11 protein-coding genes and 1 riboswitch are annotated in these 12892 nt (G+C 61.5%); of the genes, 2 read left to right on the top strand and 9 right to left on the bottom strand.

The annotated features are described in order from the left end of the window. Positions 1-41 precede the first annotated feature (41 nt). Together AABE20_RS10020 and cobD are read right to left on the bottom strand one after the other, a co-directional pair. Positions 42-302 (bottom strand): hypothetical protein, encoded by a 261-nt coding sequence (locus AABE20_RS10020; RefSeq protein ID WP_338332917.1) that lies wholly within the window; start codon positions 300-302, stop codon positions 42-44. Between the two features lie 153 nt (positions 303-455). Beyond that, positions 456-1574, bottom strand: coding sequence for a threonine-phosphate decarboxylase CobD (cobD, locus tag AABE20_RS10015; RefSeq protein WP_408740855.1), 1119 nt, complete (start codon positions 1572-1574; stop codon positions 456-458). An 11-nt stretch (positions 1575-1585) separates the two neighbouring features. Between cobD and cbiB the strand changes: the two genes are divergently transcribed. Beyond that, positions 1586-2575, top strand: coding sequence for an adenosylcobinamide-phosphate synthase CbiB (cbiB, locus tag AABE20_RS10010; protein ID WP_338332916.1), 990 nt, complete (start codon positions 1586-1588; stop codon positions 2573-2575). Beyond that, entirely contained in the window at positions 2572-3210 is a 639-nt protein-coding gene (gene bluB / locus AABE20_RS10005; protein WP_338332915.1) for a 5,6-dimethylbenzimidazole synthase, read from the top strand. The genes cbiB and bluB overlap by 4 nt, the downstream gene beginning before the upstream one ends. Positions 3211-3246: 36 nt before the next feature. On the opposite strand, the gene AABE20_RS10000 is transcribed toward bluB, so the two are convergent. The 7 genes from AABE20_RS10000 to AABE20_RS09970 all read right to left on the bottom strand — a co-directional run bounded on the left by AABE20_RS10000 (position 3247) and on the right by AABE20_RS09970 (position 12458). After that, positions 3247-4764 (bottom strand): cobyric acid synthase, encoded by a 1518-nt coding sequence (locus AABE20_RS10000; RefSeq protein WP_338332964.1) that lies wholly within the window; start codon positions 4762-4764, stop codon positions 3247-3249. A gap of 14 nt (positions 4765-4778) precedes the next feature. After that, positions 4779-5405: a cob(I)yrinic acid a,c-diamide adenosyltransferase gene (cobO, locus tag AABE20_RS09995; RefSeq protein WP_338332914.1), complete on the bottom strand. Its 627-nt coding sequence runs from the start codon at positions 5403-5405 to the stop codon at positions 4779-4781. A gap of 45 nt (positions 5406-5450) precedes the next feature. Continuing rightward, complete coding sequence (locus tag AABE20_RS09990; RefSeq protein WP_338332913.1) at positions 5451-6035, bottom strand: histidine phosphatase family protein; 585 nt, start codon at positions 6033-6035, stop codon at positions 5451-5453. A 149-nt stretch (positions 6036-6184) separates the two neighbouring features. Further along, positions 6185-7510: a cobyrinic acid a,c-diamide synthase CobB gene (locus tag AABE20_RS09985; protein WP_338332912.1), complete on the bottom strand. Its 1326-nt coding sequence runs from the start codon at positions 7508-7510 to the stop codon at positions 6185-6187. 3 nt (positions 7511-7513) lie between these two features. After that, positions 7514-10957: a cobaltochelatase subunit CobN gene (gene cobN, locus AABE20_RS09980; protein ID WP_338332911.1), complete on the bottom strand. Its 3444-nt coding sequence runs from the start codon at positions 10955-10957 to the stop codon at positions 7514-7516. 11 nt (positions 10958-10968) lie between these two features. After that, the gene (cobW, locus tag AABE20_RS09975) at positions 10969-12021 is read right to left on the bottom strand and encodes a cobalamin biosynthesis protein CobW (protein ID WP_338332910.1); all 1053 of its coding nucleotides are present in this window, start codon (positions 12019-12021) and stop codon (positions 10969-10971) included. Then, positions 12018-12458 (bottom strand): DUF1636 family protein, encoded by a 441-nt coding sequence (locus tag AABE20_RS09970; RefSeq protein ID WP_338332909.1) that lies wholly within the window; start codon positions 12456-12458, stop codon positions 12018-12020. Before AABE20_RS09970 ends, cobW begins: the two co-directional genes overlap by 4 nt. 176 nt (positions 12459-12634) lie before the next feature. Next, positions 12635-12870, bottom strand: a riboswitch (cobalamin riboswitch). Positions 12871-12892: the final 22 nt, after the last annotated feature.

Here is a 12892-nt window from a genome sequence, read left to right as displayed (position 1 = left end):
GGTGCCACTCCGTTAAAAGAGTGGCACCCAGCCTGTTATCTTCAGGCTTTGGGCGCTTCTTCTTCGTCTTCTTCGTCCCAGTCTTCATCATCCGCTTCAAAGACCAGTTCTACGGTAATGGTTGCATCATCACCTGTCTGCAGGGCTTTGGCGTCTGCTTCGGCTTCTTCTACCTTTTCGTAGAGCTTGCCTTCGTTGGGGTCTTCCTGCCACTCGTTCCGTGGTTCCCAGAACGACAGTTCGCCCTCCGCGTCTTCACGCTGGATGAGGTAGCCTACGATAACTTCGTCTTGGTCTTGCATGGCGTTATCCTTTTCTGCCTGTTTCCTTCTATGAACCATGCCGCAAAAAAGGGAAGAGGAAAGCGTGACAAACAGTTTGATGAAAATATGACAAGGCGGGAATACCCGAACACAGCGCTCAAAAATCTGCCGTTGTTATGCCCACCGCCCCAGTTATGCGCTATGGTGGAGCGTCTGCCATGCCTTGAGCGCACATTCCAGCCGGTTCCACGCGCTTTCATTGGCGGGCAGTCCAATACGCAGGCAATGGGGCCAGTCTGCAAAACGGCGGGTCACAATGCCATAGCGGCATAAATGCGCCCACAAACCATAAGCCTGAGCCAGATCAACCAGCGTAAACAAAGTGGAATGCCCCCGGCAAGCAAGCCCTGCCTTGCCCAGCATGCCCGTTAACCGGTCATGGGCCATATGGGCTTTTTGCGCTGCCTGCCGCAGCCATTGCTTATCAGCCAATGCCTGCCCGCCTGCGGCAAGGGCCACGGCCCCAACCGGCCATGCCCCCAGCAACGCACGCGCCTTTTGCGCAAGTTCGGGGGCGGCCAGCAAAAACCCCAGACGCACGCCGGGCAGACCATAGGTTTTGCCAAACGACCGCAACACAACAAGCCCCTGATGCGGCAGTAAGGACGCCATGCTCTGGCTGGAAAAATCCCCAAATGCCTCATCCACCACAAGCCAGCTCCCGGCCTGCGCGCAACGCTCGGCCACGGCGGCAAGGGTCCGGGTGTCCAGCAGCCGACCATCGGGGTTATTGGGGTTGCAGATCACGCACACCGTTCCGGCCTGCTGCGCGGCATGACTGATCTGCTGCACAGATTCAACTTCCACACAAGGCACACCATTATGCTTCCAGGCCAGTTTGTGCCCGGCATAGGTTGGCCCCAGCACACAGGCCTGCCGTGCTGGCAGCACCCTTGGTAACAGGGCGATAAGGCTCTGGCTCCCTGCCCCGGTCACCACCATGTCGGGCGTTAGCACGCCATACGCATGGGCGGCAATCTGTTGCAGGGCCTGCTCCTCTCCCTCCTCGGGCAGGTGGTGCAGCACACTTGGGTCTGGCCAGACCAGCGGATACGCAAACGGGCTGATCCCGGTGGACAGGTCCACAAAAGGTTCCGGCGCACCTGCAAAATACCGCATAACTGCCTGAACCTGCCCACCATGGCTGGGTAATGGCACGTCTGCCCCCCCGGTTATGGAGGACAAACCGTTAGGTGGCAGGGCGTTGTGCATGGTAGCGTCCGTGACCTTTTGTGTCAGCCTAGTGTTCATATCCGCCTCCCATGCTGTTCTTTTCCCTCTCCACCACCCTGCCTGTTGCAGCCCTTGCTGCTGGCATGGAAGCCCTGTGGGGCTACCCTGCCCCCCTGCTGAACCTGATCGGCCACCCCGTGATGTGGATTGGCGCGGTCATAGACAGGCTTGAACACGCCCTGAACAGGATGGACACACCAGAACGCACAAGGCGGCTGCTTGGCTTTGTGGCGCTGGCGCTGATCATTGCCATACCCGTTACACTAACATCCGGCCTGCTTGGGGTGGGTTATACTCTTTTGCCCGCCCCTGTCATGCTGCTTGTGCAGGCGGCGCTGGCCAGCACTCTTGTGGCGCAACGCTCGTTATGGGTGCATGTGCGCGCAGTTGGCACTGCCCTGCGCCACAACGGCCTGCCCGGCGGACGCAAAGCCGTAAGCATGATTGTCGGGCGGGATACCTCGGCACTGGATGAAGCAGGCATTGTGCGCGCCGCACTGGAAAGTCTGGCCGAAAACTTTTCCGATGGCATTGTGGCGCCATTGTTCTGGACAGCCCTGTTTGGCCTGCCGGGCGCTGTTTTTTACAAATGTGTCAACACGGCAGACAGCATGATCGGGCACCTTAGCCCCCGTTACAAAGCCTTTGGCATGGCTTCCGCCAGACTGGATGACCTGATCAACCTGCCCGCCTCCCGCCTTGCGGCCCTGTGCCTGATGCTGGCCGCCCCAAGGCAGCAATGGCCTCATATCTGGCATACCATAAAGCGCGATGCCCCACGCCACCGCTCCCCCAATGCAGGCTGGCCCGAAGCCGCCATGGCGGCTGCCCTGAACACCCTGCTCGCAGGCCCACGCTCCTATGGTGGCAAACTCACCAAGGACCCGTGGATTGGCAGCGGTACATCTGGCGCAACCGTGGCTGATCTGGACCGGGGCCTGCGCCTTTACCGGCGCGCCTGTGGCCTGCTGATTGCCAGCTTGCTGTGCGCAGCACTTGGCGGCATGATAGGGGGATGAACGCACCCTCCTTCTCCCCCGCTTTTTTGGCACAACTTGAGCAGCTTTTTACGTGGCGGAGGGACGTGCGCCATTTTCGGACAGACCCTCTGCCCGAACACACCTTGCAACATCTGCTGGAAACCGCTTGTCTGGCCCCTTCCGTTGGGCTGAGCGAGCCGTGGCGGTTTGTAAAAGTGGACAGCCCTGCCCGCCGCCATGCAATCCGGGAGAACTTTGCCCAAAGCAATGCGCGCGAACTGGCCGGACGCGGCGGGGATGATGCACAGCGTTACGCATCGCTCAAACTAGCCGGGCTGGACGATGCCCCCCACCACATTGCTGTTTTTTGCGAAACCAACCCCACGCAGGGCCGCGGTCTGGGCCGCGGCACCATGCCCCAGACCACAACATGGTCTGCCGTTATGGCCATTCACACATTCTGGCTGGCAGCAACCGCCCAAGGCATTGGTGTTGGCTGGGTGTCCATTCTGGACCCCAAAGAAGCCAACCGGGTTCTGGGTATTCATCCCGAATGGCAGTTTCTGGCGTATCTGTGCGTTGGTTATCCGCAGGAGCCTGCCAGCTCGCCCGAACTGGAGCGCCGTGGCTGGGAACAGCGCAACCCCGCGCGCCGCAAATGGATTGCCCGCTAACACAGCATGTTGTGGGGGCATGCGCCCCCTTTGCCATTACGGGGCATAAACCGGCAAGCTGGCCAGCGCCAGAAGAGCATCCACATCCATGTGGTGTTCCAGATGCTCGGCCAGATGGTCTAATGCGGCCTCCACCGTGCCGTCATGGGTATCGGGCAGGTCGCATCCAGCCTGTGCCCACTGACCTGTTGGTGAGAACGCAGCCCCCCCCGCGCGCTCCAGCAATGCAAGCCGCGCCGCACGATGTGCAAAAACACCATGCAGGTACGTGCCCCAGACTCGACCGTTCGCCGACACGCCCCCTTCCGCCTGTCCATTCAGCCACAGGAGTGGCGCAAGCCCCTCTGCCCTGTCCGTCTGGCCCAGATGCATTTCATACCCTGCAACGGACTGACCACCATGGGCCAGAAAACCCGTGCCATATTCCAGTCTTTTATGATCACCCAAAATTGTATGGATGGGCAAAAGCCCAAGCCCCAGCGCGGTACTCGGAGCACCCTCCGTGCCCTGCGGGTCGGCAATGCTATGGCCCAGCACCTGGTAACCACCGCAAATCCCCATAACCGCCCCACCTTTTTGTGCATGGTGCACAATCTGCCCCGCCCACCCGCGTGCGCGCAAACAGGCCAGATCGGCCAGTGTGGCCTTGGAACCGGGGAGTAGAATAACATCGGCTTCGGGCAGGGTTTCCCCTTCCAGAACAGGAATAACCTCCACCCCCGGCTCTGCACAAAGCGGGTCCAGATCATCAAAATTGGCAATCATGGGCAATACGGGCACAACCACGCGCAAACGGGGCGTGGCACCACCACCACTCCGCAGGCGCCTTGCACGCAGGGTGTCCATCAGATCGGCCGCGTCCTCGGCTGGCAGGTCATGCACATCTGGCAGATGCGGCACCAGCCCCAGCGCCTGCCAGCCGGTTTTTTGGGCTACAAACTGCATACCATCAGCAAACAGGGTTGGGTCTCCGCGCATACGGTTGACCACAAAACCCTTGATCCGCTCGGCATCTTCGGGTTGCAAAACAACCTGTGTGCCCACAAGGCTGGCAATCACGCCGCCCCGATCAATATCCCCCACCAGCACAACCGGCGCCTGCACGGCACGGGCAAACCCCATATTGGCAATATCGTGCCGCCGTAAATTAATTTCCGATGCGGAACCCGCACCTTCGACCAGAACAATATCCGCCCGTGCCGCCAGATTTTTGAAACTTTGCAAAACCTGCGGCATAAGCTGCTCTTTGCGGGTCTGGTAGTGACGGGCCTCCACCGTATCCACACGTTGGCCACACACGACAAGCTGAGAGCCTGTTTCGCCCTGCGGTTTAAGCAGCACCGGGTTCATATCCGCCATGGGGGGCACACCACAGGCCCGCGCCTGCAGGGCCTGTGCGCGCCCGATCTCCCCACCATCCAGCGTTACAGCCGCATTATTGGACATATTCTGCGGTTTGAAAGGCAATACCCGCAAGCCCCGCCGCGTAAGCGCGCGCGCAAGCCCCGCCACCAGTGTGGACTTGCCAACACTAGAGCCTGTGCCCTGCACCATAAGAACACGGGCACTCAAAACTCCACCCCCTCCTGCGCCTTGATCCCGGCTTTGAAGTGGTGTTTGACCAATGTCATTTCTGTCACCAGATCAGCCGCATCCAGCATGGGCTGTTTGGCGTTGCGGCCTGTTACCATAACGTGCTGCCCCTCTGGCCGGGCAGTTATATCGGCCAGAACCTGCGTGATATTCAGGTAATCATACCGCAAGGCCACATTCAGTTCATCTAGCACCACAAGGTCCACATCCGGGCGTGCAAGGGCTTGGCGTGCCACGGCCCATGCACGTTCGCACGCAGCCACATCCCGCGCGCGGTCCTGTGTCTCCCACGTAAAACCTTCGCCCATACTGTGCCATTCCACCAGATCGCCAAAACGTTCCAGCGCACGGCGCTCACCCGTATGCCAAGCCCCTTTAATAAACTGCACCACCACCACACGCCGGTCATAGCCCAGCATACGCAGCGCCAGCCCAAAGGCTGCCGTGGACTTACCCTTGCCCGGACCTGTGTTGACCAGCAGCAGACCTTTTTCCACCGTTTTGCCCGCAACTTCCTGATCCTGCACAGCCTTGCGTTTGCGCATTTTCTCTTTATGGCGTTCGGCGTCATGCTCTGGCGTATTATGCTGCTCTGCGGTCATGGTATCCGGTATTCTTTGTTTGCAATCACTATCTGTACGGTCTGCCTAACCCACACCCATGGGGGCCATGGCGGAGCGGGCAGCCTTTTGCTCGACCATAAACAGCCGCGCAAAACCCTGTGGCATGGAGGGGGCAAGCAGTTCTGGCCGCTCCCCTGCTGCCAGAGCACTCAGAATACGCAGCGGCCCCCCGTGCGAGAGCACACAGGCGGCCTCCCCCTTATGGTGCATATCCTGCCAGAAATCGGTTGCGCGTTGGCACAGGGCCAAGCCACTTTCCCCCCCCGGTGGGGCAAAGCCGGATGGGTCACGCGCCCATGCATCCAGTTGCCTGCGTTCAATATCCTGCCAACGCAGCCCTTCCCACCGCCCAAAATCCAGTTCGGCAAGGCGTGGGTCCACGCGCAGTTCCATACCACTGGCCTGCGCCAGACGTTGGGCCATTTCCCGGCACCGTTGGGCTGGAGAACTGTACAGCACGCGGCAGACAACCCCTTTGGCCAGAACGGAAAGCCCAGACACAATTTTCTCCCACCCCGGACGTAACGCCACGTCCTGCCTGCCGTAGCAGACCCCCTCGGGCAGCAGCACGGGAGCATGCCTTACCAGCAATACCGGAAAAGACTGCATGGCCTGTCTCCTCTTTTCATCTCTGTCCGCTGCGCAATCCTGCCAGACAGGCAAAACAAACCCTATACATCCTTACCCCGACCACCTTGCCTGCAAGCCAGACGCTCCACCACCCCCTTATTGCGCGAGCAAGACATGGTGATCGCCCCCTACCCCGGCACACACGCCAGAACATGGAAAAAAGAGCCGGAAACAAATCCGCGCTGGCCACCGCAAACGCCCAGTTCCTCCCCTATGCCAGAGCACAGGCTGGCCAAGGGTGCATCCTGCCCGCCATCCAGCACCGTTGCGTAATGGAACTCATGCCCACGCAAACGCGCCCCGCGCTGGCCCAGAACACCATCCCTTAAAAGGGTGGCCTCCCGGTAGCCCAGATTCAACCTGCGCCTTGCAAAAGACGTGGAGTGGCCAAGCAAACCTGCCATGCCATGCCGCACGCCCTGTGCATCTTCCAGCCCCTGCCCCAGCACCATAAAGCCCCCACATTCGCCGTGCACTGGCCGCGTCTGGGCAAATTGCGCCAACCCAGCCCGAAAACTGGCGGCATCGGCCAATGTTTGCGCATGGAGTTCAGGGTAACCGCCGGGTAGCCAGCAGGCCGTGCAGGAGGGGTCTGGCGCTTCATCCGCCAAGGGGGAGAACGGCACCAGCTCGGCGCCAGCTTGCCGCCAGAACAACGCCAGATGCCCATACAGGAAGGAAAAAGCCGCATCGTCCGCAACAGCAATCCGCTGCCCCGGCGGGGGCACCAGCCCTGTGGGCATGGGGGGAGGCTGCCGCGCACAAACAGGCCGGGCAGAGGCCAGAATACCGTCCAGATCCAGTTCCCGTTCGGCTTTGTCCGCCAGATCGGCCAGCCAGCCTGTAAGATTGCCATGCTCACGCGCCTGTACAAGCCCCAAATGCCGCTCGGGCAGGGTTTGCCCGGTCTGCCGCAGGAGTGCGCCATACACAGGTAACTGCGCCGCCTGCATGGCCTCGCGCCCCAAACGCTCATGCCGGGGGGAGGCTACACGGTTGAGCACAACACCACTGACCTGCACATGGGGCGACCATTGCGCAAACCCCTTGGCAACCGGCCCCACGGACTGCCCCTGCCCTGACATATCGAGCACAAGCAGAACCGGAATATCAAAAAACGCGGCAATATCGGACGGAGCGCCCCGCTGCCCATCGGGCAGGGAAAGGCCATCAAACAGCCCCATGGCCGATTCCACGACCAGAATATCCACATCCTCGCACGCGGCATGCATGATGCTGCGCAACAGGCCATCAGGCATGCACCAGCTATCCAGATTTAAGCCGGGACGGCCGGTAATGGCCGCATGAAAAGCCGGGTCTATGTAATCCGGCCCGGTTTTGACCGCGCCAACACGCAACCCCCGCCGACCAAATGCCGCCAGCAAAGCCAGGGTAAGCGTTGTCTTTCCCCCACCAGAACGTGGAGCGGCAACCATAATGGCCCGTGTTGTCATGCTTTATTCATCCCCATCAAGCACACAGGCAACGCTGTTGCCGCGCGGGTGCCACAGACCACGCCGCATGGCCTCAGCAAAGCGCTGGCGCATGGCTTCCCTTGCGGCAGGGTTGGCGTGGCGCAAAAACGCATCGCACGCCGCATTGCCCAGAGTTGCGGCAAACACCAGATCAAACTGCGGGTCAAAGCGCTGGGGCATGGTGGCGGCAAAGCCGTGCAGGGCATCCAGCCCGCGCGCCAGTTCGGCCGCACCGGCATAGCCATGCTGTTGCATGCCCTCTATCCATTGCGGGTTGGCCAGACGCCCGCGCACAATGCGCGCCACCTCGTCCGCTGTTGCGCGCAGGCGGGGGGCCTGTGGGCGCGATGTATCGCCGTGCAGGACGGATGGCGCACCACCGGCCATATGCGTGGCGGCAGCAAGCCCCCCTTCATGCGCGGCAATATCGGGGCTTTCCAGCAGATCGGTCTCGGCATTGTCCTGCACGTGCAAAACGGTTTCGGCCCGGCCCAGCAAAGTGGACAAAGCCTCCTTATCCCGTGTGCCGTCGCGCCCGCCGCCATACATCCATGCCGAGCCTTCCAGCCATGCAGCCGCCAGATCCTCCTGCCTGTCCCATGTGCCGTGGAGCAGATGCTCCTCTACCCCTGTGCCATAGGCTCCGGTTGCAGCTCCAAAAATACGCGCGGTTGCACGTTTGAGGGCCTCGCCCTCCAACCCCTTGGCCTGTGCGGCAAGGGGGTTCCACCCCTCCGGCTCACGCCGGGCTGCTACCGCGCTGACTGCTTGATCAAACAGGGCGATCTGGTCAGCGAAGGCATCACGGAACAGGCCGGAAATACGAAGTGTGACATCCACCCTCGGGCGGTCAAGCACGGGCAGGGGAATAACCTCAAACCCGCAAACATGGCCCGTACCCGCAGCCCGTTGCACTTCCACCCCCATCAGGCGCAGGGCCAGCGCCAGATCCTCGCCCCCCGTGCGCAGGCTGGCTGACCCCCACATATCCATAACAAGGCGGGTCAGCGGTTCGCCATGTTCCTGGAGGTGGCGGGTCAGCAACAACTGCTCCATTCGGGTAGCCAGCACCACAGCGGAGGGAGTGGGCAGGGCGCGCGGGTCCAGTGTAAAAAGGTTACGCCCGGTTGGCAGCACGTCAATACGCCCGCGTGTGGGCGCACCCGCAGGCCCCGCCGCCACCGGCTGCCCGGCAAGGGCAGCAAGCAAGGCGTGCATTTCCGCCGTGCCACACAGGTTTATGCGCCGGGTCACATCGGCCACAAAGGCCGGGTCCTGCTGCCTGCCACAGGCCTGTGCAATGGTCTGGACCAAAGGTGCGGCATGCGGTGCGGTTTTGCCAAAAACATGCAGGCCATCACGGATTTGCAGATCCTTGACATCGCACAAATACGCATCCAGCCGGGCCAGAGCCTCGGTTTCGTCCAACTCACCCGCCCGGACACCGCTTTCGGCCAGAACACCCGTGCGGGTGGCACGGGCCAGAATATCCGCCCGCAACAGGGCGCCCCGGCGGGGGTCCAGCCCATCGGCCTCCGCATATTCATCAATCAGGCGTTCAAGCTCGTGCATATCGCCCGACAGGGTGGTCTGCATGACAGGGGGCGTCATATGCCCGATGGTTACAGCGCCCAAACGCCTGCGGGCAGCGGCGGCCTCCCCCGGATTGTTGACAATAAAGGGGTAAATAACCGGCATGCCCCCCGTAAGCACCGCAGGCGCACAGTTGGGGGAAAGAGCCGTTGCCTTGCCCGGTAGCCATTCCAGCGTGCCATGCGTACCCAGATGCACCAGTGCGTCCAGTTTTTTAACATTACGCAACCACAGGTAAAACGCCACATAGGCGTGGCATGGCGGTATATCCGGGTCATGGTAGGTCGCTTTACGCTCAGCCGCCTTTCCCCGGTCCGGCTGTACGGCAAGGGTTATGTGGCCGAGCGTTGCAAAACGCAGGTGGAAGGCCCCCTCCTTTACCGCGCCATCCTGCTCGGGCTGGCCCCATGCTTTTGTAACGGACGCCATAAAATCCGTATCCAGCCCTGCACTCAGCTTTTGATATTCGGCAACAGACAACACCACCTGCGCGGGCTGGTGGGCCATAAGGCGGGTCAGGTCCTGTGCTGTTGGCACCGGCTGCCCGCCTGCCCAATACCCCTGTTTTTGCATGTGCTGCACAATGTTGTGCAGGCTGGCAAACCCGTCCAGACCGACTGCGTGGGCCACATGCGCACGTGTGTGCTCCAGCCCCGCACCGGGGTAATCCGAGAGCACAATGCCAACCTGCTTTTGCTCTACAGGTTTTTTACGCAGCCGTGCCCAGCCCATGGCGCGTGCCGCCACCATGGCAATACCCGCCTCATACGCCACACGTCGCGCTGGTAGCCCCGGTGCTTCCTCCTGACGGAAGGAAATGGGGAATGTCGCAATTGTGCCATCCAGTTCGGGCAATACCACCTGCATGGCAAGGTCCGAGCGCCCCAGCCCGCGTGCACTACCGGCCCACAAAGCCTGCGTGCTACCGGGCTGCAAAACCTGCAACACGGGCGCATCCGCCCCATCCAGCGCGGAAAACCCCTGCCCACCCCGTGCGGAAAAACAGGTGGCGTTCAACACCACATCGGGCTGTGCGCGGCGCAGATACCCGGCCACGCCCTCCGCTACGGTTTTATCCTTAAGAGATGTGACAAACAGCAACGCCACGCGGCACCCCTGCCCGGCCAGAACCTCGGCCAGCCGTTCCAGCCCGGCCATGTCCGATGCCTGAAGATGCGCACGGTAAAAGACCAGAACTGCCGAATAGTCCCCCCTCCCCTGCTGCGCGGGGTAGGTGCGGTAAACACCCCATGCAGGCAGAGGCTCGGGCTGTGCGCCATCCTCCTCCCCACCATTGGCAAGGGTTGCCATAAGGCGTAGGGCGGCGGCCATGTTGTTTGGCCCGCCATAAGCAAAAAAACCGTTCAGGCGCTGGCGTTGTGCTGCCTGCACACCGTACGACAAGTCCTCCAGACGGGTGTCATCCGCCTCTGCTCCTACGGACTGCCCTGCACCGCCACACCCGGTATGACCGGGCAAAAACACCACGGGCACCTGCTGCTCACGCGCCCATGCAGCCAGTTCCTCCGCACCATATCGCCAGTAATCCACCCCACCCAGCAGGCGCACCACCACACATCTGGCCCCCTGCAACGTGCTTTCCACATACAGGTCAATCGACATGGGGTGCCGCAGGCGCGCAAGGTTTGTGACCTGCACGGAAGGCAGGGAGGCATGCCCTTCTTTGCCGCGTATCTGCTGCTCCGCATGGCGCAGCCCCAGCAGATCACTCTCTGTAAAGGACAGGACAACAATATCCGCACCGGGCAACCCCAGATCTTCGGCGGTGTCCTGTTCATCCAGCGTCCGGTTTTCGCGGACCAGAAGGTGCATGCCCGCCCCCCTTACGTGGCCAGATGGCCAGCAAGGGCAGTGGCAATGGCGGTCGCATCCAGACCTTTCTGCCCAATGACCACAATGCGACCCGTGCGTTCTTCGGTGGTGGCCAAAGGCCGGTCAAATTCGTGCCTGAAGCGGCTCCCCACCCCCTGCACCGCCAGCCGCATGGGTTTGCCCGCCACGGCGGCAAACCCCTTCATACGCAACACGTCAAAGCTGCGTGCGGTGTTTTGCAAGGTGGTCAGGAACTCATCCACCGTCTGCTGTTCGGGCACGACCACCACAAAACTTTCAAAATCATCATGTTCGTGCTCACCATCCTCCGCATCGTGGTGAGAGGGACGGGCGGCAAGATCACTCTCGGCCGCAGCCCCAATACCCAGCAGCACGGCGGGGTCCACCTTGCCTTCCATTGCCCGCACGATCTGTATGGGCCGGGGCGCATGGTCGCGAATATCCTGCTCAACAGCAGCCAGCTGTGCTGCATCCAGCAGGTCCGTCTTGTTCAGCACCACCAGATCGGCAGCGTTAATCTGGTCTTCAAACACTTCGGCCAACGGGTTGTCATGGTCCAAGGAGGGATCCTCCGCCCGCTGTGCTTCCACCGCCTGCGGGTCATCCGCAAAGCGCCCGGCGGCCACGGCGGGTGCATCCACCACGGCCACAACACCATCCACGGTCATGCGGTTACGCACCGTGGGCCAGCCAAAAGCCTTGAGCAGGGGCTTGGGCAGGGCCAGACCTGATGTTTCGATCACCACATGCTCGGGTGGGTCGGCCCGGTCCAGCAGGGCTTCCATGGTGGGCAAAAAGTCATCCGCCACGGTGCAGCACAGGCAGCCATTAGTCAGTTCGACAATATCTTCCTCGCGGCAGCCCTCCACCCCGCAACCACGCAGGATTTCGCCATCAATCCCGAGGGAGCCGAATTCGTTGACCACCACGGCAATGCGGTGCCCCTGCGCGCGGCTGAGCAGATGCCGGAGCAGGGTGGTTTTTCCAGCCCCCAAAAAACCGGTAATAATGGTTACGGGCACACGTGTTCTGGCTGCGGTCATGGTTTTTCCTGTTCATTGTAAAGCGTTGCGGGCACACGCCCCAGCACCATATTGGCCAGCGATGCAGGGCGGCGCGATGGCATGACGGTCCCTTTGGCGGAAGCCGCGTACAGGCGGGCAAAAGCCAGAATATCCTCTGCTTTTTCCTCCCCAAGATGGCCAAGCAGCCACGTCCAGCGCTCGGGCATGGCAATGGCCGCTGTACACCCACGGTCACACGCGGCCAGACAGGCCACTGGCCGCAGCGTGGCCGATGGCGCCAGGTCTGCCAGCCGCTCCGCATCCAGCAGGTTTTGCAGGCGTTCGAGCAGTTGCGCACCCGGCGGGCAGTCCATGGCAGGCCCACCGCGCCTGCACGTAACGCACACATGCAGCACAGGTGGCCCGGCATGTGCCGGATTATCGGAAGGAGAAAGCGAGGCGTGTTCCGCGGTCATGCGTCTTTCCAACAGGCCATTCTTCCATATGGCGGAGCAATGGCAGGCATGGGGGCAGTCACAACCAGCCCTCTGCCACGCATATGGCAAAGAAAACGCACCAATGGGTGCATTCGTGCCCGCCGGGCACCCCGCCAGCAAACAACGCCAGAACGCAGCCATTCCCCAAGGAACAGCCTTATAGACTTGTGATGGCAGGTCTCCTGGCTTGTACCCTACCTGCCCCGGCGTTTGGCTGGAGCAGAGCGCCGTTCCGGGCCTTCCCGATTCCTTGGCGGAACCAGTGGCGGTCCCTCAGGCAGGGCCTGAGCGGAACGTGATGGGTACTTACAGTTGCGGGGGCAGCGACGGTTTTGCACCGATCTTCCCTTTTCACCCCCGATCAGGGGGCACCATCAAGTGCGCGCATGATGCGCACAAAAACCGTGTCGGTT

It is taken from the genome of Acetobacter zythi (assembly GCF_963921165.1).
Classification (GTDB): domain Bacteria; phylum Pseudomonadota; class Alphaproteobacteria; order Acetobacterales; family Acetobacteraceae; genus Acetobacter.
This window is presented reverse-complemented; position numbering and strand designations above follow the sequence as displayed.